At 36.5% G+C, this 20,832-nt stretch carries 25 protein-coding genes and 2 other annotated features; of the genes, 11 read left to right on the top strand and 14 right to left on the bottom strand.

Annotation, left to right across the window (positions count from 1 at the left end):
- Position 1: 1 nt before the first annotated feature.
- From trpD to trpE, 3 genes are read right to left on the bottom strand one after another with little or no spacing between them, the layout of a single operon-like run.
- Positions 2-1,027, bottom strand: a complete 1,026-nt coding sequence (gene trpD, locus BAU28_RS22845; protein WP_071720085.1) for an anthranilate phosphoribosyltransferase — start codon at positions 1,025-1,027, stop codon at positions 2-4.
- Positions 1,024-1,611 (bottom strand): aminodeoxychorismate/anthranilate synthase component II, encoded by a 588-nt coding sequence (locus BAU28_RS22840; protein ID WP_071720084.1) that lies wholly within the window; start codon positions 1,609-1,611, stop codon positions 1,024-1,026. The genes trpD and BAU28_RS22840 overlap by 4 nt, the downstream gene beginning before the upstream one ends.
- A complete protein-coding gene (gene trpE / locus BAU28_RS22835; protein WP_071720083.1) occupies positions 1,608-3,026 on the bottom strand; it encodes an anthranilate synthase component I in 1,419 nt (472 codons plus the stop codon). Before trpE ends, BAU28_RS22840 begins: the two co-directional genes overlap by 4 nt.
- 51 nt (positions 3,027-3,077) lie before the next feature.
- Positions 3,078-3,322: a binding site (T-box leader), on the bottom strand.
- Between the two features lie 63 nt (positions 3,323-3,385).
- Positions 3,386-3,623, bottom strand: a binding site (T-box leader).
- Positions 3,624-3,929: 306 nt separating this feature from the next.
- On the opposite strand from trpE, the gene putP reads away from it, so the two are divergent.
- Together putP and BAU28_RS22820 are read left to right on the top strand one after the other, a co-directional pair.
- Positions 3,930-5,402: a sodium/proline symporter PutP gene (gene putP, locus BAU28_RS22825; RefSeq protein WP_048369608.1), complete on the top strand. Its 1,473-nt coding sequence runs from the start codon at positions 3,930-3,932 to the stop codon at positions 5,400-5,402.
- Positions 5,403-5,560: 158 nt separating this feature from the next.
- On the top strand, positions 5,561-5,959 hold the full coding sequence (locus BAU28_RS22820) for an Ig-like domain-containing protein (RefSeq protein WP_071720082.1): 399 nt from the start codon (positions 5,561-5,563) through the stop codon (positions 5,957-5,959).
- A gap of 30 nt (positions 5,960-5,989) precedes the next feature.
- Here the strand turns inward: BAU28_RS22820 and BAU28_RS22815 are convergent, their stop codons facing one another.
- Positions 5,990-6,346 carry a PH domain-containing protein gene (locus BAU28_RS22815; RefSeq protein ID WP_071720081.1) on the bottom strand — a complete coding sequence of 119 codons (357 nt, stop codon included), beginning with the start codon at positions 6,344-6,346 and terminating at the stop codon, positions 5,990-5,992.
- A 127-nt stretch (positions 6,347-6,473) separates the two neighbouring features.
- Here BAU28_RS22815 and BAU28_RS22810 point away from each other — a divergent pair, with 127 nt between their 5' ends.
- Positions 6,474-7,145 carry a DUF4386 domain-containing protein gene (locus tag BAU28_RS22810; protein WP_071720080.1) on the top strand — a complete coding sequence of 224 codons (672 nt, stop codon included), beginning with the start codon at positions 6,474-6,476 and terminating at the stop codon, positions 7,143-7,145.
- On the opposite strand, the gene BAU28_RS22805 is transcribed toward BAU28_RS22810, so the two are convergent.
- On the bottom strand, positions 7,138-7,710 hold the full coding sequence (locus BAU28_RS22805) for a Crp/Fnr family transcriptional regulator (protein ID WP_071720079.1): 573 nt from the start codon (positions 7,708-7,710) through the stop codon (positions 7,138-7,140). The two genes, BAU28_RS22810 and BAU28_RS22805, sit on opposite strands and share 8 nt — an antisense overlap.
- Positions 7,711-7,841: 131 nt before the next feature.
- A complete protein-coding gene (locus BAU28_RS22800; RefSeq protein ID WP_025149165.1) occupies positions 7,842-8,753 on the bottom strand; it encodes a DMT family transporter in 912 nt (303 codons plus the stop codon).
- Positions 8,754-8,955: 202 nt separating this feature from the next.
- Between BAU28_RS22800 and BAU28_RS22795 the strand changes: the two genes are divergently transcribed.
- The 6 genes from BAU28_RS22795 (at position 8,956) to exsF (ending at position 14,153) form a co-directional block, all read left to right on the top strand.
- Complete coding sequence (locus BAU28_RS22795; protein ID WP_071720078.1) at positions 8,956-9,687, top strand: alpha/beta hydrolase; 732 nt, start codon at positions 8,956-8,958, stop codon at positions 9,685-9,687.
- Positions 9,688-9,777: 90 nt separating this feature from the next.
- Positions 9,778-10,296 (top strand): YjcG family protein, encoded by a 519-nt coding sequence (locus BAU28_RS22790; protein WP_071720077.1) that lies wholly within the window; start codon positions 9,778-9,780, stop codon positions 10,294-10,296.
- Between the two features lies 1 nt (position 10,297).
- The gene (locus tag BAU28_RS22785; RefSeq protein WP_025149163.1) at positions 10,298-10,720 is read left to right on the top strand and encodes a GNAT family N-acetyltransferase; all 423 of its coding nucleotides are present in this window, start codon (positions 10,298-10,300) and stop codon (positions 10,718-10,720) included.
- Between the two features lie 99 nt (positions 10,721-10,819).
- Positions 10,820-12,886, top strand: a complete 2,067-nt coding sequence (locus BAU28_RS22780) for an ATP-dependent helicase (RefSeq protein WP_002170870.1) — start codon at positions 10,820-10,822, stop codon at positions 12,884-12,886.
- A gap of 143 nt (positions 12,887-13,029) precedes the next feature.
- Positions 13,030-13,500 carry a CotY/CotZ family spore coat protein gene (locus tag BAU28_RS22775; RefSeq protein ID WP_002170869.1) on the top strand — a complete coding sequence of 157 codons (471 nt, stop codon included), beginning with the start codon at positions 13,030-13,032 and terminating at the stop codon, positions 13,498-13,500.
- A gap of 140 nt (positions 13,501-13,640) precedes the next feature.
- The gene (gene exsF, locus BAU28_RS22770; RefSeq protein WP_071720076.1) at positions 13,641-14,153 is read left to right on the top strand and encodes an exosporium protein ExsF; all 513 of its coding nucleotides are present in this window, start codon (positions 13,641-13,643) and stop codon (positions 14,151-14,153) included.
- A gap of 93 nt (positions 14,154-14,246) precedes the next feature.
- Here exsF and BAU28_RS22765 read toward each other — a convergent pair whose 3' ends face one another.
- Both BAU28_RS22765 and BAU28_RS22760 read right to left on the bottom strand, forming a co-directional pair.
- On the bottom strand, positions 14,247-14,447 hold the full coding sequence (locus BAU28_RS22765; RefSeq protein WP_116500455.1) for a cytochrome C oxidase subunit III: 201 nt from the start codon (positions 14,445-14,447) through the stop codon (positions 14,247-14,249).
- A 154-nt stretch (positions 14,448-14,601) separates the two neighbouring features.
- Positions 14,602-14,961 carry a DUF1360 domain-containing protein gene (locus BAU28_RS22760; RefSeq protein ID WP_002170866.1) on the bottom strand — a complete coding sequence of 120 codons (360 nt, stop codon included), beginning with the start codon at positions 14,959-14,961 and terminating at the stop codon, positions 14,602-14,604.
- A 123-nt stretch (positions 14,962-15,084) separates the two neighbouring features.
- Here BAU28_RS22760 and BAU28_RS22755 point away from each other — a divergent pair, with 123 nt between their 5' ends.
- Positions 15,085-15,549, top strand: a complete 465-nt coding sequence (locus BAU28_RS22755; RefSeq protein WP_002170865.1) for a CotY/CotZ family spore coat protein — start codon at positions 15,085-15,087, stop codon at positions 15,547-15,549.
- A 58-nt stretch (positions 15,550-15,607) separates the two neighbouring features.
- On the opposite strand, the gene BAU28_RS22750 is transcribed toward BAU28_RS22755, so the two are convergent.
- The 6 genes from BAU28_RS22750 to BAU28_RS22725 all read right to left on the bottom strand — a co-directional run bounded on the left by BAU28_RS22750 (position 15,608) and on the right by BAU28_RS22725 (position 20,297).
- Positions 15,608-16,123 (bottom strand): CotO family spore coat protein, encoded by a 516-nt coding sequence (locus BAU28_RS22750; protein WP_083594891.1) that lies wholly within the window; start codon positions 16,121-16,123, stop codon positions 15,608-15,610.
- A 150-nt stretch (positions 16,124-16,273) separates the two neighbouring features.
- On the bottom strand, positions 16,274-17,044 hold the full coding sequence (gene fabI, locus BAU28_RS22745; RefSeq protein WP_025149155.1) for an enoyl-ACP reductase FabI: 771 nt from the start codon (positions 17,042-17,044) through the stop codon (positions 16,274-16,276).
- Positions 17,045-17,152: 108 nt separating this feature from the next.
- A complete protein-coding gene (gene rfbD / locus BAU28_RS22740) occupies positions 17,153-18,007 on the bottom strand; it encodes a dTDP-4-dehydrorhamnose reductase (RefSeq protein WP_071720074.1) in 855 nt (284 codons plus the stop codon).
- An 11-nt stretch (positions 18,008-18,018) separates the two neighbouring features.
- On the bottom strand, positions 18,019-18,990 hold the full coding sequence (gene rfbB / locus BAU28_RS22735) for a dTDP-glucose 4,6-dehydratase (protein ID WP_071720073.1): 972 nt from the start codon (positions 18,988-18,990) through the stop codon (positions 18,019-18,021).
- Positions 18,991-19,005: 15 nt separating this feature from the next.
- Complete coding sequence (gene rfbC, locus BAU28_RS22730; protein WP_071720072.1) at positions 19,006-19,551, bottom strand: dTDP-4-dehydrorhamnose 3,5-epimerase; 546 nt, start codon at positions 19,549-19,551, stop codon at positions 19,006-19,008.
- An 8-nt stretch (positions 19,552-19,559) separates the two neighbouring features.
- Positions 19,560-20,297, bottom strand: a complete 738-nt coding sequence (locus tag BAU28_RS22725; RefSeq protein ID WP_071720071.1) for a sugar phosphate nucleotidyltransferase — start codon at positions 20,295-20,297, stop codon at positions 19,560-19,562.
- 221 nt (positions 20,298-20,518) lie between these two features.
- On the opposite strand from BAU28_RS22725, the gene BAU28_RS22720 reads away from it, so the two are divergent.
- Positions 20,519-20,832: exosporium leader peptide-containing protein (locus BAU28_RS22720; protein WP_116500453.1), on the top strand; the 314-nt coding region annotated here is incomplete at its 3' end.

Genomic DNA, 20,832 nt, shown 5'->3' with positions numbered 1-20,832 from the left:
TTTAATTCACCCTTTCTAATTTTTCATAACTTGCTGTAATTAATAAGTTTAATTTTTCTAATGCTTTTCCAGAGTCAATGCTATGTGCCGCTAGTTTAATTCCTTCTTCAATCGATTCTGCTTTTCCGTTTGCGAAAAGAGCAAGCCCTGCATTTAATAAAACGGTATCGCGGTATACGCTTTTTTCTCCGCTTAATACTCCGAGCGTAATCTTTGCGTTTTCTTTTGAATTCCCGCCTCTAATGTCTTCATTTTTCACTCTTGAAAAACCGTAGTTCTCTGGTGCAATACTCGTTTCAATTATTTCATTATCTTTTAAAATAGCGACGTAGTTTTCGCCTTGTAATGATGCTTCATCTAAAAATCCACTTCCGTTTACAACGAGCGCTTGTTTTCGTCCGAGTTTCTGTAATACTTCTGCTACGGGCAATAACATATCTCGTTTATAAATACCGACAAATTGTGTTTCTAAATTAACTGGATTCGTTAACGGTCCAATTAAGTTAAAGATTGTCGGAACGTTTAATTCTTTTCTTATTTTCATAATGCGTCGTAATGCTGGATGCATCGCTGGTGCGAATAAGAAGGCAATTCCTACATTTTCTAATAAGTAATCAATCTCACCAGGCGTACAGCTAATGTTTACACCGAGTTCTTCTAATAAATCAGCACTTCCTGTTTTACTAGAAACTGCACGGTTTCCGTGTTTCGCAACCTTTACGCCAGCTCCTGCAAGTACGAATGCCGATGTTGTACTAATATTGAATGTTTGCGCACCGTCACCACCTGTACCGCAATTATCCATCGCGCCTTTTATATGATTCGAAAACGGCAATGCCTTTTCACGAAGAGCACGAACGAGACCGTATATTTCTTCTGCTGTTTCCCCTTTCGCTTTCAGCAGTGCTAAAAAGGCAGCAATTTCGCTTTCTAATATGTTTTCACTTAATAAAAGGAGCCCTGCTTCATACATTTCTTCTTCTGTTAAATGCTGTCCCTCTACTAATTTTCGAAGATAACTGTTCATACTCTTTCCTCCTCTTTCACTTGTGCTAAAAAGGCACGTATTAATTTCCCGCCTTCTTCTGTTGCGATTGATTCCGGATGAAATTGTAATCCGAAGAGCGGATAATAGTTATGACGAACTGCCATTATTTCTCCGTCATCCATCGCTGTCGCTAATACGTCAAAGCATTTTGGCAAACTATTTTGCGCTGCGACGAGTGAATGGTAACGCATTGCCGTAAGCGGCTGCGTAACGTATGAAAAGATTGACGTTCCGTTATGTTTCACTCGCGATGTTTTTCCGTGTTTAATGCGCTCTGCTCTAACAATTTCTCCTCCAAATGCAGATATAATTGCTTGATGACCGAGGCAAATACCTAAGATGGGAACGTTCTTATAAAAGTGACGAATGATCTCGATACAAACCCCAGCTTCTTCTGGTTTCCCAGGTCCTGGTGAGAGCACAATTCCTTTCGGCTTCATCTCCTCTAATTGTTCAATTGTTATTTGATCATTTCTTACGACAACAATTTCTTCCTCGTACTCGCCTAATAGTTGATACAAGTTATATGTGAATGAGTCATAATTATCGATAAGTACAATCATTTCATTACCTCCAAAAGCGCTCTCGCTTTATTTAATGTTTCTTCATATTCAGCTATCGCGTCTGAATCGTAGACGATGCCCGCTCCTGCCTGAACGTACGCTTTCTCATCTTTCACAACCATCGTTCGAATTGCTAGCGCCATATCAAGGTTTCCTGAGAATGAAATATATCCAACTGCTCCGGCGTATACATTTCTTTTTTCATGCTCTAATGTATTGATGATTTCCATCGCTCTAATTTTCGGAGCACCTGATACTGTGCCAGCTGGTAAACAATACGCTAATGCATCAAATCCACTCATTCGTTTTCGCAATGTTCCGTAAACTTCAGATACGATGTGCATAACGTGAGAGTATTTCTCTACTTTCATATATTTATCTATCGTCACAGAGCCAATTTCACTTACTCTGCCAATATCATTTCGGCCTAGGTCTACAAGCATCATATGCTCTGCTCGCTCTTTTTCATTTCCTAACAGTTCTTTTTCGATTTCCTCATCTTCCTTCTTCGTTTTCCCTCTCGGCCTCGTACCAGCAATCGGATTTGTCATCACCTTATCGTCTCTTACTGACAGTAAACTTTCTGGTGAAGAACCGAGAACGACGTAATCTTGAAAATCGATATAGAACATATATGGCGATGGATTCGCAATCCGAAGTTTCCGGTATAATGCAAATGGATCTCCTTTACATTCACTTCGCAAACGCTGAGATAATACAACTTGAAAAATATCTCCGGCCCGAATGTATTCTTTCGCTGTTTCTACCATTTCACAAAATTCTTTTTCAGTTACTGAAGAAGTAAATGATAAAGGTGATAGCACTTCACTTACCGCGGCCTCTTCTCCACTTAGTACTTCCTCTTTGTATACTTGTAATCTTTCATAGACTTCTTCATAGGAGCTAGAATCGTCTTTCTTGTATACATATACAAACGATAATTTTTGGCGTAAATGATCGTAAACGATAGACTCGCGATACAGTAGTACGTGTACTTCTGGGATATTTAATGGGTCAATTAATTCCTCTCCTATATTTTCATACTGCCGAATTACGTCGTAGCCGATATATCCAATCGCTCCTCCGCAAAACGGGAATGGACTCTCTACTTGCTCTGGTGCGAGCGTTTCTTCTAATACGTGTAATACATTTTTTTGAAGTTTTTCAGTTTGACCATTCAACGTTATTTCTACGACTGTACCAACGCTTTTCACTTCTCCATATGGATTACACCCTAAGTAAGAGTAGCGTCCTTTATCTTGATGAAGCTGTGAACTTTCTAATAAAAACTTGTTCTTCCCTTTCAAACGTCTATATAAAGAAATTGGCGTAATGCTATCTCCTTCTTCTTCAGCAATTATTAAAAATGGTTTTCCTAGTTCTTTTTCCTTCAAAAATTCCTCTTTTGTCATCATGCCTTTCACCTCACTCTGAAAAATAAAAAAGTCCCCTACATATCGAAATATGTAGAGGACGATAAATTTACCGTGGTACCACCTCATGTTGGATGCAAAAGCATCCCGCTTTATTCAGGTACAAAATATATACCTTATCCTTGTAACGGCGGAACCCGGGTTGCCTACTGAAAACAATTGTTCAGCATACCTCTCGTAAGCCCATTCCGTATATGGCACCGCACCGGGCTCCCACCTATCCCCGGCTCTCTGTAACGTCTCCATTATACGTACTCTTCTTACTTAAACGATTTAACATATTTAATTTTTATAAGGCTTTCAACAATTTTTTATACACAAAAAGGGAGTACTCATCCTATAGAAAGGACGGGTACTCCCGTGGTGCCACCTTAATTCGTTACGAATGTAACGCACTTTACCGTATCAAAAACAATACGTGTCTCTTGTATCGATGAGATCATGTCGCCAAAGCCTACTTCTTTCGTTTCGGTTTGGAAGCTCCGAAGCCCATTCCACATCAATTCCATACTGATTCGCACCAACCATCAGCTCTCTGACATGTTCATCATGTGTACTCTTCTTCATCAACGCTTGCATTTTTTTAAGTTGCACTCATTATATTCCTCGTTTTTCAAATAAGTCAATACTTTTTTCAAAAAAAATATTTTTTCTTCATTCAATATTATATTGACAAAACAACCTGTTTTTATGTAAATATAATAAATACTCTATTAAAATTAAGGTTTTTTGTCAGAAAATTATATATTACAAAAGTGAATCATTGTCAAAAAACGCTTACATTTCAGAAAATTCATATTTTCACATGGATTTTTCTGAATAATCATGATAGATTATACATATGCAAAATGCATCAAAAGACATGACAAAAGGAAGGGGAACTACATGAGTACGCAGATGTTAACTTTAACTTCTATCTCTATTTACATGCTCGGGATGTTAGTAATCGGCTATTTCGCCTATAAACGAACGTCCAACTTAACAGATTATATGCTTGGCGGGCGTACACTAGGCCCCGCAGTAACAGCATTAAGTGCTGGAGCATCCGATATGAGTGGTTGGCTTTTAATGGGATTACCCGGTGCAATGTTTAGCGTTGGATTAAGTAGTAGTTGGATTGCGATCGGCCTAACACTAGGCGCATACGCAAACTGGCTTTATGTCGCTCCTCGCTTACGTACCTACTCTGAAATGGCAAACAACTCTATTACTATCCCAGAATTTTTGGAACACCGTTTCCACGACAAATCTCACATGCTACGCTTAGTATCCGGACTTGTTATTATGATTTTCTTTACTTTCTATGTAGCTTCAGGATTAGTTTCAGGCGCTGTATTATTTGAAAATTCATTTGGTATGAACTATCATGTTGGATTATTCATTGTTGCAGGCGTTGTTGTAGCTTACACACTATTTGGTGGTTTCTTAGCAGTAAGTTGGACAGACTTCGTGCAAGGAATCATTATGGTAATTGCTCTTATTCTTGTTCCAATCGTAACAATTATGAATTCGAACGGACTTGGACCTGCATTTGATACAATTCGATCTGTAGATCCAACACGTTTAGATATTTTTAAAGGTGCCTCTACTTTAGGAATTATTTCTTTATTCGCATGGGGTCTTGGTTATGTTGGACAACCTCATATTATCGTACGCTTTATGGCAATTTCGTCTGTAAAAGAAATTAAAAGCGCACGAAGAATTGGTATGAGCTGGATGATTTTCTCTGTTGTCGGAGCTATGTTTACTGGTCTTATCGGTATTGCTTACTATTCACAACAAGGGTTAACATTATCTAACCCAGAGACAATTTTCCTTGAACTTGGAAAAATTTTATTCCATCCACTTATTACTGGATTTTTATTAGCAGCTATTTTAGCAGCTATTATGAGTACAATCTCATCTCAGTTGCTCGTTACTTCTAGTGCTATAACAGAAGATTTATATCGTACATTCTTTAAACGTTCTGCTTCTGATAAAGAGCTTGTATTTGTCGGTCGTATGGCTGTACTTGTTATCGCCTTAGTTGGGTGCGCATTAGCGTTTAAACAAAATGATACGATTTTAGCTCTTGTCGGATACGCTTGGGCTGGATTTGGTTCTTCATTCGGACCTGCTATTTTATTAAGCTTATATTGGAAACGTATGACGAAATGGGGCGCGCTTGCTGGTATGATTTCTGGTGCCGCGACTGTTATTATATGGACACAATTTAAATTCTTAAAAGACTTCTTATATGAAATGATTCCTGGTTTCACTATTAGTTTACTAGTAATCGTAATTGTTAGTTTACTAACACAACCTTCAAAAGAAGTTGAAGAGCAATTTGAGGATTTTGAAAAACAACATAGCCTATAAAAATAACCTCCGCTTTTAATATACAAGCGGAGGTTATTTTTTATTATAGACAGTTTTCTTCTCGAATTTAACAATTTCTTTATGTTTCGTTAAATTTACTATAACATTCTTCCTTTATATTATTAATATCGACACTTATACAGAAAGGGGACTCCAAAATGTTAGCATCTTTACAGCGACAACATATAAGAAAATTTTCACCTATCACAAATACTTCTGCTTCTTGCTTAAACATACAACCAAATCCACCTAAAATTTCAATTGCTCCTTCTGTTATATCTGTAATTGGTATTCATATACAAAAAAATAAGCTGAAAATAAAAATGGGACAAAGCGCTGATTTATCAGCTTCCGTTTTACCAATGCAGGCAACGAATAAAGAGCTTATATGGACAAATATGAATTCCGACGTCATCACCATATATCCAAAAGGTGGGACTGTAACAATTACAGGAAAAAGTGCGGGAAGAGCAGTTGTTATTGTCACAACTGCCGAAGGAAAATTCCGTGAATTATGTATCGTTCACGTACAATCTTATATAACAAATCCAAAGTAAAATAAAGAGAGTGGATACGAAGCCACTCTCTTACTTTATTTCTATTTGAGGATTTTTTCTTTTTAACAACGAATTAAATTCTTCTTTATTTCTTGGAGAAATAAGTTCTGTTTCATATGATCCGTATAGAATTTCTAATCGATCAAATGATAGTGCATAGGCTGCTAACGGATTTTTCGTATTAGAAATTTTCTTTATATCTTTTATAAAAATCTGCTTCTTAATAGGTCCTGATTTAATAATGATTACTTCTTCCTCCACAATATACTTTGTCGTAAACCAGCTCCAAGTAAGTACCATAGCTAACGGAATTGTAAAAAACATAAGAAAATATTCTCTCCCTGCAAAGATTGGAGCAATGCATGCACCAATAACAACTAGAAAAATTGGATATAACCATGCGTCTTTTTTTTGATGGAAATTCCACTAAACTTCTCCTCTCTTGATTTAAGTCAATGAACCCCCTTCTCTTTCCTATTACAATGAAAGCAACATTAAAATAGGAGGACGTATTATGACTGAACGAAAGTATGCCTTATTTGCTGGTACTTCTCTTCTTGCTATGACATTCATTGCATTTTTTTCTTACGGTTTTGTTCACGCAAATCTCGTTGTACAAGGAGATGCGAGCACGACACTCCATAATATTCAAAATTCAAATTCACTTTTCAAAGCGGAAATCTTTGGATGGATTATCATTTTTATTACTGATATTATCGTCGCATGGGCTCTTTATTTCTTTCTAAAGCCTATCCACGCTAGTCTCTCATTACTAACTGCCTGGCTTCGTCTTATGTATACAGTACTACTTGGAATTGCTATATTCAATTTAACATCTGCATTACTTCTTTCTAAAAGTACAGTCGCTAATCCAGAAGCATATATAATGTTATTTCTAGAAGCTTTTGAATACATTTGGTCTGTTGGATTAATCATTTTCGGCTTACACCTTCTCACGTTAGGATATGTAACCTTTCAATCTAAAAGAATACCGAAAACTATTAGTGTATTACTGCTCATTGCTGCAATCGGTTATATCGTCATTAACGTAATGAATACGATGTTTTCGCAATATGATGCAATCATTTCGTTTACTAAAGTTTTATTCCAATTGCCTATGATTGCAGGTGAATTAGGACTTAGCATATGGCTACTTCTAAAAGGTGGCAGAAAATCTATTACTTAAGTCTTTTCTTTATTCTGCTTAACGATTCTGGCGTAATACCAAGGTAACTTGCCAATTGATATTGAGGAACACGATCGATTAAATGAGGTCGTTTTTGTAATAATGATTTGTAGCGTTCTTCTGGTGTCGATGCAATAAATAATATAAGCTCTTCTTGTATTTCACCAAAATTGTATTCAATCATTTTGCGTGTCATTTCTTCTAACTGTGAATATTTATTATACATGTCCTTTTCATTATTAAGGTCACCCACGACTACTATACAGTCTTCTAAACACGTTAACGTATGTGGGGATGATTTATCTTGTTTATGATGGTTAAAATTTGAGATCGCTTGTTCTTCTGTATAAAAATTTGATGTAACTTCTTTTCCAGATTCATCTATACAATGTTGCCTAATGCATCCTTTTAATACAAAATAACATTTAGACGGAACATCTCCTTGTCTTAAGAGCACTGTTCCTTTTTTATATTCTTCAATTTGTAACTCTTCCACGATCATGCGCTGTTGTTCTTCACTTAATGTTGTAAGATTTGTCATGTATTTTATTAAAATTTCTTTCATCTTTGCTTCCCCTTCCCTTTGTATGAGAAACGTATGATTTAACTCCACTATATAATCTCTTTTATTTTCAGCATAGAACAAAAAAGAGAAGTTACCAATAACCTCTCTTTTCTCATATTACAATAAATTCGTTATAGTTCCTGTGTATACACCTGCTCGTTTACCACATTTTTTGATGTTCGTTTTTGTTGCTGTAGTAAGAAAACAGATACACCAAACAATACGAGCATGCTGCCGATAATTTGCATTGCGTTTAATTTTTCTCCAAGTAAGAAGAACGCTAGTATAGATGCCCCAACTGGTTCTCCTAAAATACTCATTGAAATTGTTGTTGCATTTACGTAGTTTAATAGCCAGTTATTAATTACGTGTGACACTGTTGGTACAATCGCAAGTAAAAGAAAAATAGTCCAGTCCCACTTCGTATAACCTGTAAAAGGCACTTGCAGTATGGCATTATAAATTCCCATGAAAATACCTGCGAATGCAAAAACTGTAAAGCTATAAATCCAATGCGATACTTTCTTTACTGTCGTTTGTCCGATAAATAAATAACCGACAACCGCTATTACACTTAAAAAGGATAATATATCTCCATAAATTGCTTGTTTACTTAAACCTAAATCTCCCCAGCCAATACACATTACACCTAATATAGCGATACCCATCGTCGCAATTGCTGAATAGGTTGTTCTTTCTTTAAACAGAAAAAAACCTCCAACTAAAGACACGATCGGTTGAAGTGCTAAAATAATTGTCGAACTAGCAACTGTTGTATGCTTTAAAGACTCAAACCATAAAAGAAAATGTAGCGCTAAAAAGAATCCAGATCCAATTAAAAATCCCCAATCTTTTATTTGAATCTTACTAAACTCTTCCCGTTTTTTCCAAACGATAGGCAGCATAATGAGTACAATAATCCATAAACGATACATACTTAAAATGGAAGATGGTGCTGAGGACATCTTTACAAAAACTGCTGCGAATGAAATGGCTATAATGGAAATTGCTAATGGTAGTGCGATTGACCTTTCTTGTTTCAAATCCTGTCTCCCCTCTCACCTGTAAAAAATCCCACTTCATTATATCCGTTTTCTTTCATAACTTAAATACAAATTTTTAGATTCTTCGTACCATTATGGTAAAATAGAAATGAAAGCACCTATTAGTGAATATTTCTTTCCTTTTCACTACAAGCGTCGCTCTTACAATCATTACAGTAAATTTTTATTTAGGGGGATATACATGAATCAAACAATAGGGAGAATTGAAGAAATTTCATTTTTTAGTACATCACTTCAAGAGGAACTTACACTTCTTGTTTATTTACCAGTAAATTATACACCTCTCCATAAACATACGGTTGTTATTGCGCAAGATGGTAGAGATTATTTTCAACTTGGTAAAGCGCACCGTGTAATTGAGCGTCTTCGTGAAACTGAAGAAATTGACCGCACAATTATTGTCGGTATTCCATATAAAAATGTACACGATCGTAAGGAGAAGTATTTCCCGAACGATGTAAAGAATGCTGCTTACATTCGTTTCCTTGCTCATGAGCTTGCTCCATATATTGATGCAAATTATCCAACGTATCAAATGGGTAAAGGCCGCGTTTTAATTGGAGATTCTCTTGGCGGTACCGTTTCCTTTATGACTGCGCTTATGTATCCGCATACATTCGGTAAGGTCGTTATGCAATCACCATTTGTTGATGACACAGTTCTTAACTTAGCGAAAGATTTCAAAGACCCACAAGCACTAGAAATTTATCATGTCATCGGTACAGAAGAAACAAATGTAAAACGTACAGATGGACAAACATCTGATTTCGTAGAACCGAATCGCGAGTTAAATAAACTTCTTTCAGATAGAAATTTCATCACGCATTACGAAGAGTTTGAAGGTAATCACACTTGGAAGTATTGGCAAGCAGATTTACCGAAAGCATTTTCTCATATTCTATCAATGAAATAATAGAGAGCAGTATTCAGAATAATTTGATATAATAGATAAAGAGATTTATTCTCAAAATCTAACTAGACTTGCAAAGGGAGGAATTGGAACATGAAATTAGGCATTGTAATTTTTCCATCAAAAATGATTCAAGATAAAGCGAACGGATTGCGTAAACGTTATGATCCGCATTACGCATTAGTTCCGCCACACATTACATTGAAAACACCCTTTGAGACGCAAGATGAGCAATTAGAATCGATTGTAGATGAGTTACATACAATCGCAAACAAAACGAATCCATTTACCCTTCATGTTGGAAAAGTTGGTTCATTCGCACCTGTTAATAATGTTCTTTATTTTAAAGTAGAAAAAACACCTGAACTTACTTTCTTAAATGAAGAAATGCATAATGGATTCTTTACACATGAACGCGAGTACGCTTTCGTACCGCATTTAACAATCGGTCAAAGCTTATCAGATGCAGAGCACGCTGATGTATTAGGTCGATTACGTATGAAAGATTTCTATTATGAGCAACCAATCGATCGTTTCCACCTTCTATATCAATTAGAAAACGGAACTTGGACTGTACATGAAACATTCCACCTTGGAAAGGGGAACAACTAATTTGCACGCACAAATCGTACAAACAGACGAGCAGCTAAGTGATGCATTCTCTGTACGTAAACAAGTTTTTGTAGAAGAACAGCGTGTATCGTCAGAAGAAGAATACGATGAATTCGAAGATACTTCGGCGCACGTTGTTGTATATGACAATGACATTCCAATCGGTGCGGGTCGCTTTCGCATTGTTGATGGAGTTGGAAAAATGGAACGCATTTGCGTACTAGCTTCCCATCGCAAAAAAGGAATTGGTAAAATCATTATGGATGTACTTGAAGCGCACGCAAAGGAAGAGTCTCTACCAAAATTGAAACTCCATGCGCAAACACATGCTGAAGTTTTCTATAAAAAACTCGGATACGTGACGACTTCTGATGTATTTATGGAAGCAAATATCCCGCACATCGTGATGATAAAAGAATTATAATTTTGTAGCAGGAGGTACCCCCTCCTGTTTTTTACATTGCTATTTTCTTTTTCTTCCGCTAAAGTTAAATGTTGATGCTATAGTTTTGAAGGTGAATATATGACACAAGAAAAATTTTCACAAAAATCGTTAACACACGCTGGCATTCCGCAAGCGACGTATCATATTCCGAAAACATCTACCCATTTAATTATGGAAGAAGATGCAGATGCGGCGTATTTCCGCGCTTTAGAACAGCAAGGTGTTTATTTAAATGAGAAACAGTTAGAAGCAGTGCAAACGACAGAAGGACCTGTCCTTACACTAGCTGGTGCTGGAAGTGGTAAAACATCTGTTTTAACAACTCGCGTTGGTTATTTAGTTAATGTAAAACATGTTCATCCACGAAATATTTTGCTACTGACGTTTACACAAAAAGCAGCTGAAGAAATTCGAAGCCGTGTAGCGAATTTGCCTGGTATGAATCATGCCGCAAGTAGCTATGTCGTTGCTGGTACATTCCACTCTGTCTTTTTAAAATTGCTTCGTAGTCAAGGATATAATCAGCAAATTTTAGCAAATGAAAAACATAAACAAATTATGATAAAGAAAATTTTGAAAGAATTGCGCTTAAAAGACGATTATGATGCTGAAACGATACTCGCTATGATCTCACTTGAGAAAAACAAATTGAATCGTCCGAAAGATGTACAAGCGAAAACACCGGTTGAACAAGAATTCAAAGAAGTATATGAACGTTTTGAAGAGGTAAAACAACGATACAATTATATCGATTTTGACGACATCTTATTAGAAACATATTATATGTTAGAAAATAATGCTCCCCTGCTTACGCAATTACAAGAGCGTTTTCATTACATTGAAGTAGACGAGTTTCAAGATACATCGTATGCACAATATGAAATTGTAAAATTGTTAGCTTCACCAAGAAATAATTTGTTTATCGCAGGTGATGACGATCAGGCGATATACGGATGGCGAGGAGCAAGCCACCAGATCATTTTATCTTTTCCGAAAGAATTTGATAACACAACGATTATCGCCCTTAATACGAACTATCGCTCCAATCCATTTATCGTTGGACTTGGGAATGAAGTCATTAAATTAAATCAAGAACGCTTTGATAAAGAGCTGTATTCTGTTCGTGAAGAAGGTGTACAACCATTTTACGCAAGACCCGCTACGACTCTTGATGAAGCAAACCAAATTTTGCAACTCATTCAAGAAAAAGTAGATAGCGGTGAACGAAACTATAAAGATTTTTGTTTATTATATCGTACACATTCTGTAAGTCGTTCTTTACTCGATCAGCTTACAATTCATAAAATTCCATTTATAAAACATGGGGCGAGCCAATCGTTCTACGAGCATTCTTTAATTAGGCCCGTATTAGATCATTTACGATTGGTGCTGGAACCGTTCCGCCTCGAATCACTTTCAAATATATTACCAACGATGTATATTGGCCGTGATGAGTGCATTTCATTTATTGAACGTGAACAATGGAAATATGGTGAGGGCCGCTTCCCTTCTCTTCTTCATTTCCTATTACTAAATCCAAGCTTAAAACCTTTTCAAGTAAAAAAAGTAAATGAGCGAATCGATTTTATTAAATTTATAAAAGAACTTGAACCGAAAAAAGCATTGAAAGAAATTATTCATGGTAAAGGAAAATATTTAGAGTACTTACAAAGTAATGATCGTTCTTCCTTTACGATGCATAAGGACATACAAGAAGAAATGCTAGAGGAATTAATGGAATCAGCCACTCGCTTTACGGATATTCCAGCTTATTTACAATTTATTAATGAAGCAATTCAAGGTCAAAAAGAAATGGAAGCATTAAAAACAATGCCGCAAAAAGATGCCGTATCGCTTATGTCGATTCATAATGCGAAAGGCCTTGAATTCCCATGCGTCTTTTTACTCGGAGCAAGCGATGGCATTCTGCCTCACACTTCTTCTTTAAAAGACGCAAATGACCGTGTAACTGAGACTTCTGAAGCATTAGAAGAAGAACGACGATTACTGTATGTCGCAATTACACGCGCAAAAGAAGAACTTTACATTTCCTCTCCGCAATTTTTCAGAGGAAAAAAACTAGATATATCTCGTTTTTTATATACTACGCGAAAAGATTTACCTGAAAAGACATCCACAAAATAAGGATGTCTTTTTTCCATATCACGTTATGTACATCCCCTCTATATAAATTCCCTGTTTCTATCCTGAGAATTAACGTAATATCAACCATATCCCACTCATATTGTAATAGTGTATGTCAGAACTCACGATAAGGAGTGAACATAATGAGCTGCAATTGTAACGAAGATCATCATCACCATAATTTTGATTTCAACTGTGTATCTAATGTCGTTCGTTTTATACATGAACTACAAGAATGTGCAACCACAACATGCGGATCTGGGTGCGAAATTCCATTTTTAGGAGCACATAATAGCGCAGCAGTTGCAAATACGCGTCCTTTTATTTTATACACAAAAGATGGAGAACCATTCAAAGCATTTGCACCATCAGGAAATTCTAAGCACTGTACGTCTTCGATTTTCCGCGTTGAGAGCATAGATGATGACGACTGCGCTGTGCTACGCGTATTAGTTGTTGTATTATGTGATGGCTCTCCTGTACCAGCTCATGATGATCCAATCTGTACGTTTTTAAATGTACCAAATGCGAAATTAAAATCGACCTCCTCTTGTCTTACTGTCGATTTAAATTGCTTCTGCGCTATTCAATGCTTACGCGATGTTTCTATATAAAACTACACAATGATTTAAGTATGGATTGGGTGGCAGAGAACTCTGCCACCCAATCCATGCTTAAAAGGTATTATTATGTATTTTTCATAAAATTTGGAACTTGTCCACTACATTAACTGAGAGTAGAAACAGATAAAAGAGTGAAAAACACATTCTCTTCTGATTGCGAATTTACTAAAATTGATTGCGAGGCGAAACCAGCTAGTACACTAACTGCCTTCGGTTTTGCTTTTAATGCTTTTGCGCCTCAATTCGCTTCATTATTCACACCATTACTATTACCTAGCACAAGTCCCAATCCAAACATTACGGTTCCGATAATAAACGATACGGTAAGTATAGGAGATGGTATTAAAATTCAACTACCTGGTATTTATCAAATCAGTTATAAATTATCAATAAGCCTTGATAATTCCAATGCAATCCCTGAAGCTAATCGTTTTTTCTTATCATTAGATACACCACACAATATTATTCCAGGCTCAAGTACTGCGGTCCGCTCTAACGTTATTGGCACTGGTGAAGCAGATATCTCCAGCGGTGTTATCCTTATTAACTTAAACCCTAGCAACTTCATTCAAATTGTACCAGTCGAATTATTCGGTAGTGTAGATGTTCGTGCTGCAGCATTAACAGTTGTACAAATCGGTTAGTAAAAAGCGGTATTTCTTAACCGAAATACTGCTTTTTATTTTTATAATAAAAAACACTCACAGTAACATGAGTGTTTCATTCTTCATATTATTTTAATATGTTCTTCTTTTCCCACAGTTACATCCCTTTTTCTTCACAAATCCTTGTTGCTGTAACTGTTCTTGATATGCCTGTTGTTGTGCTTGTTGCTGTTGCTGTTGCTGTTGCTGTTGCTGTTGCTGTTGCTGCTGTATATTATACCACTGCTGTAGGTCATATGAATTCTGACTTGGATTATTACTCACAGCAAACATCTCCTCTACTATCAATTCTGTCTATTTACTATATGAACAACTCCTTATTTCCGTTCCCTCATCCTCTTAAACTCCGCTTTTACTAGCATCATGAAGATTTATCCCGATTGGTGAGGGCTAATAGTTAGTGTGGATGATCCCCAGTTTCATTTTATTATTCTCCCATAAAATATCCTGTAATTGTTTCAATGATCGCCGCTGCACCTGCAATGGCTAATAATGCTAGTACAGGCTCTGCAACAATAGGAATCCATTTATATAAAACTAATAAAAAAGCACTGACCCACACACCTGTACACCAATAGCAGCTTAATAATTCTCCAATCCACTTTCTTAATCCTTTCCCTTTCACCTTTGTAAAAGTCGATACACTTCCATCTGGTTCCGTAATCTCTAACTCCTCAATAAACGGTCTTCGCAAAAAAGCTGTAATTTTATCATACACAATGAGACGAGTTAACCTAAAAGCCGCTAGCGCGAAAATAAAAAATAAAAGCCAGCTTGTAACTAACATACTTCCACCTTCCCTATCTTCTTTAGCCTATTTAAAAAAAAGGTCTTGAGACTGTGACCAAATCTCTCCTACTCCAATATCTTATTAATGTAAATACAAACAAGAAGATAAGGAGTGACATTAATGAGCTGTAACGAAAATAAACACCATGGCTCTTCTCACTGCGTAGTTGACGTCGTAAAATTCATCAATGAACTACAAGATTGTTCTACTACAACGTGTGGATCTGGTTGTGAAATTCCATTTTTAGGAGCACATAACACTGCATCAGTAGCGAATACACGTCCTTTTATTTTATACACAAAAGATGGAGAACCTTTTAAAGCATTTGCACCAGTAGCAGTAGGAGAAGCTAAGCACTGTACGTCTGCAGTTTTCCGTGTTGAGAGCGTAGATGACGGTAGCTGCGCTGTGCTACGCGTATTAGTTGTAGTATTAGGTAATGGCTCCCCTGTACCAGCTGATGATGATCCAATTTGTACGTTTTTAAATGTACCAAATGCAAAGTTAAAATCAACACCTACTTGTATTACTGTTGATTTAAGCTGTTTCTGTGCTATTCAGTGCTTAAGCGACGTTTCTATTTAATAAGTAAACTAAAAAACTATTGGGGGGGAGGTAGAGTCTTTCTACCACCTTTACATATTTATAAACCGGCCATATCAATCGATTTTATTTCTTTTATAGGTAACTTAATGTCTCTCATACTATTTGATGGCATAATTGATACGACTCCATTTTGGTACGATATAATCGACCCTACATATGATATCGTTGCTGTTTTTATTCTGCATCTTACTTTCGGAATGTAATGAGGGCGGTTTAATAAGAAGTTAATTTTTTCTTTATTGCTCATAGCCTTAAACGATTTATTGTGCGGGACTGTCCTCACCTGCTCTTCTTCTTCTTTTTTTTCCTCTTCTTCTACTTGATGCCCCTCTTGCTCAAGCTTTTCTTCTACCGTCTCTTCCATCGCACTACTGACAATACTTTGATCTCTATCGAGCTGCTCACGCCTACCATCATTTTTAAAGTTTGTAAGAATAATTCTTTTTATTTTCGGTGCAGCAAGTTCTAAATTTACTTGTGCAATATATAACAACGGTTTTCCAACTGTTGAACTTTTATTTTTATTCTTCACACTCGTCCCTCCCACTTCCATACATAGCTGGATAAATCGTGTACTATTATAGTTATATTCATAACAATGCAAGAACTTTCGTTAAAAATCGTTCTTTCCTAGGACAATTAAAAAGGACAGTCTCAATATTTAGAGACTGTCCTTTTTAAAAAACTATAATCAATATTATATTTATCCTAGAATATGATATCCTGAATCAACATGAATGTTTTCACCTGTTACTCCGCGTGCTAAATCACTGAATAAGAATACTGCTGTATCTCCCACTTCTTCTGGAGTTGTTGTGCGACGAAGTGGTGCGCGCTCCTCAATTTCTTTTAAGATTGAGTTAAAGTCACCTACACCTTTCGCAGATAACGTACGAATTGGTCCTGCAGAAATAGCGTTGACGCGAATGCCGTGTTGTCCTAAATCGTTCGCTAAATATTTTACACTAGCTTCTAATGAAGCTTTCGCAACACCCATAACGTTATAGTTTTTCACAACGCGTTCGCCGCCAAGGTATGTTAAAGTTAAAATATTTCCGCCTTCTGTCATCACTTTCTTCGCTTCTCTTGCTACAGCTGTTAAAGAGAATGCACTAATATTTTGTGCAAGTAAAAATCCATCGCGAGAAGTATCTACAAATTCACCTTTTAAATCATCACGATTTGCAAAAGCAATACAGTGTGCAACACCGTGAATTGTACCAACTTCTTGCTTAATAGTTTCAAAGCAAGCTGTAAGTTCCTCATCATTCGTTACATCACAAGGTAATACAAGTGATTCTTGCCCTTCTAATGTTTCCGCTAATTCACGAACGTTTCTTTCTAAACGCTCTCCTGCATATGTGAATATTAATTTTGCACCTGCATTATGCAAAGAGCGAGCAATTCCCCATGCAATACTTCTTTGGTTCGCAACGCCCATAACAACAAATGTTTTCCCTTGTAATAGTTCCATGATATATCCTCCCAGAAATACTTATACTTGTTATTAGTACCTGATACTATAATTATAGTACCATAAAACCTCTTAAAGGCAAACAAAAAAGTCATTAACATACATTTGTTAATGACTTTTTGTTTCTATAAAAAACCGTTCTAATCCTTCTTCCCAAGAAGGCATTTGTAAAAAAACATTTAATTGTAGCATTTTATGCTGAAAGATCGAATATTTCGGTCTCGCTGCCACCGATCCAAATTCCTCAGTCGACACAGGTAACACATTCACTCTCATTTTTGTGTGCGAAAATATTTTTTGAGCAAATTCAAACCAAGAACACGAACCGAGATTTGATACGTGATATGTACCGTATAAGGACGTATGAATGAGCTTGTTAATCACAGTAATTAAATCCGCCACGTACGTAGGAGAACCAACTTGATCAGCTACAACAGATATGTTTTCTTTCTCTTTTCCTAAGCGCAGCATCGTTTTCACAAAATTATTTCCATATTTTCCATACAGCCACGATGTACGAACTATGAAATATTTATTATGTAACTCTTTTACAAACTGTTCTCCTGCAAGCTTAGAATATCCGTATATATTTATCGGTGCTGGATTATGAAATTCATGATATCCGTTCGGCCTATTACCTGGAAATACATAATCGGTACTGATGTAAACTAATTTAGCCCCTACTAATTGTGAAGCAACTGCTACATTCCGAGCTCCAATCGCATTTATTAAGTACGCAAGATTCTGTTCTTTCTCAGCAGCATCTACCTTCGTATACGCTGCGCAATGAATAATTGTATGCGGCCTTATTTCTTGTACGACTTGCTCAATTTGAGATATATTTGTTACATCAAGTGACTTCTTATCAAATGGATACATGTCATATTCCTCAGAATTCAACTCTTCTTGTAGTTGCTTCCCCAATTGACCGTTAGCTCCCGTTATGATAATCCGTTCTTTCATCTACATGCCCCTTACTTTTCTTTTAGTGGTTTCCACCATTCCGTATTGTTTTCATACCATTCCACTGTTTCTTTTAATCCTTGCTCGAATGTATACTTCGGTTCCCAATCAAACTCATTCTTCATTTTATGTGCCTCAATCGCATAACGACGATCGTGACCTAAACGATCTGTTACAAATTCAATATCTTTTTTTGTTTTTCCTAAAAGTTCTATAATTTGTTCCACAACATCTACATTTGTCTTTTCATTATTTCCACCAATATTATATACCTCTCCTACACGTCCCTTATGCAAGACGGTGTCAATTGCACTACAATGATCCATTACATGCAGCCAATCCCTTACATTTAATCCATCACCATATAAAGGTAGTTTCTTTCCTTCAAGTGCATTCGTAACCATTAACGGTATTAACTTCTCAGGATATTGATACGGTCCATAATTATTAGAACAACGCGTCACAATAACTGGTAATTGGTATGTTTTATAATAAGATAAGGCTATCATATCCGCGCTCGCCTTACTTGAAGAATATGGACTATTTGGCGCTAATGGGGTTTCCTCTGTAAATTTCCCCGTTCTCCCTAAAGAACCGTATACTTCATCTGTTGATACTTGCACGAGTTTAATATGTGGATATTTTTTCACTAACTCCAATAACGTAACTGTACCTATTACATTCGTATCATAAAAAGGGATTGGGTTTTCAATACTACGATCCACATGTGATTCAGCCGCGAAATTTACAATTACTTGCGCGTCACATTCATGAATAACATGCTCTAGCATCTCTCCATTTTGAATTTCCCCTTTTACGAATGAGTAGTTAGGATTATCTTGAATAGACTTTACATTATTTAAATTCCCGCTATATGTTAATGCATCATAATTAATAATTTTATATGTTTCATATTTTTTTAACATATAATGTATGAAATTACTTCCAATAAATCCCGCTCCACCTGTTACTAATATATTCATAAACAACTCTCCTACTTAAAAACTATCTTCATATTCCTGGAGTAATGGTAATATTCGATCCTTATCAGACAAGATAGGATTTGTTACCGGCCATGGAATTGCTAATTCTTTATCTTCCCAAAGCAAACCTGAATCGTGATCAGCACTATAATACTCATCTACTTTATACATAACAATTGTATGAGGTACAAGCGTACAAAAACCATGAGCAAATCCTTTTGGCACTAATAATTGCCTATGATTATCCGCACTTAAAATATACCCTCTCCACTGTTTAAAAGTTGGTGATTCTTTTCGCAAATCAACGATAACATCATATATTGCACCTTGCATAACTTGAATAAGCTTCGTTTGTGCTTTCGGATCTTTTTGAAAGTGTAACCCACGAATCGTTCCCGACCTAGCTGAATAAGATACATTATCCTGTACAAATGAATACGTAATCTCTAACGTTTCTAGTATTTTCTTATTATAACTTTCTGTAAAAAAACCTCGCTCGTCTTCAAATAACCTCGGTTCTAACAATTTCGCATCGGTAAAATTTGTTTCTACAACTTTCATATTTTCACCTATTTTCCATTAAACTGTTTCCCAAAGTTTATATCTCGCGCTAACGTATTCGCTCTTTGAAGAGATGCATAAGTTCCCGCATCAGTCCACCAACCGCTCATTTCATTATAAGTAAGTACCCCTCGTTTTAAATACCAATTATTTATATCTGTAATTTCAAGTTCCCCTCTTGCGGAAGGTTTTAATTCTTTTATATAAGAAAAGACTTTCGAATCATACAAATAAATTCCCGTCACAGCATAAGAACTTTTCGGCTCCTTCGGCTTTTCTTCAATTTCAATTATTTTCCGCCCTTGAATATGCGCTACGCCAAATCGTTCGGGATCTTCTACAGATTGAAGCAGCACTTTCGCACCTTCTTTTTGACTTGTAAACTCTTCAACATATGGACGAATATCATCTGAAAAGATATTATCTCCTAATATAACTACCATGCGATCATTCCCGACGAAGCCCTCACAAAGCCCTAACGCCTGTGCAATCCCGCCCGCCTCATCTTGCACACGATACGTAAAGGACACGCCAAATTCTTGACCACTTCCTAGAAAGCTAACAACATCTCCCATATGCTCTTTACCTGTAATAATCATAATATCTGTAATTTCACATTGCTTCAGCTTATATACCGCATGATAAATCATCGGATATCGCCCAACGGGAAGTAAATGTTTATTCGTTACTTTCGTTATTGGATATAGTCTCGACCCTGTCCCGCCTGCTAAAATAATCCCTTTCATCCTTCATCACGAACAATCATACATAAGCTAATTGTAATTTCATGCTTGTTCAATATAATCACCCGCTCCCCACTCAATCATATGTTATATATACAAAAAACTTCCCCTTTTTTTATATTATTCAATATATTCGAGATTTCTTTTCAATCCTTCTAATGTCGATGGTATTTTCTCACTAATTCCCACCTACTATATAATGAGAGATTTATGGAGGTGACTTTATGTCCAATCATACTTATTCAGATGGTTTAAATCCGGATGAATCTTTATCCGCCAGTGCATTTGATCCTAATCTCATAGGACCTACATTACCGCCAATTCCACCATTTACTTTTCCTACTGGACCGACCAGTATCACTGGGAACTCCGGGCCGACTGGCACTACCGGCGTCACTGGACTAACTGGCGATACTGGCACTACCGGAACTACTGGCACTACCGGAACTACTGGGGCTACCGGAACTACTGGGGCTACTGGACCGACTGGAGCTACCGGGACCACTGGCACTACTGGAGCTACCGGAACTACTGGCAC

Source organism: Bacillus paramycoides, assembly GCF_001884235.1.
Taxonomy (GTDB): Bacteria; Bacillota; Bacilli; order Bacillales; family Bacillaceae_G; genus Bacillus_A; species Bacillus_A paramycoides.
The sequence above is the reverse complement of the archived record's forward strand: the minus strand, read 5'-3'. Positions and strand labels throughout refer to the sequence as shown.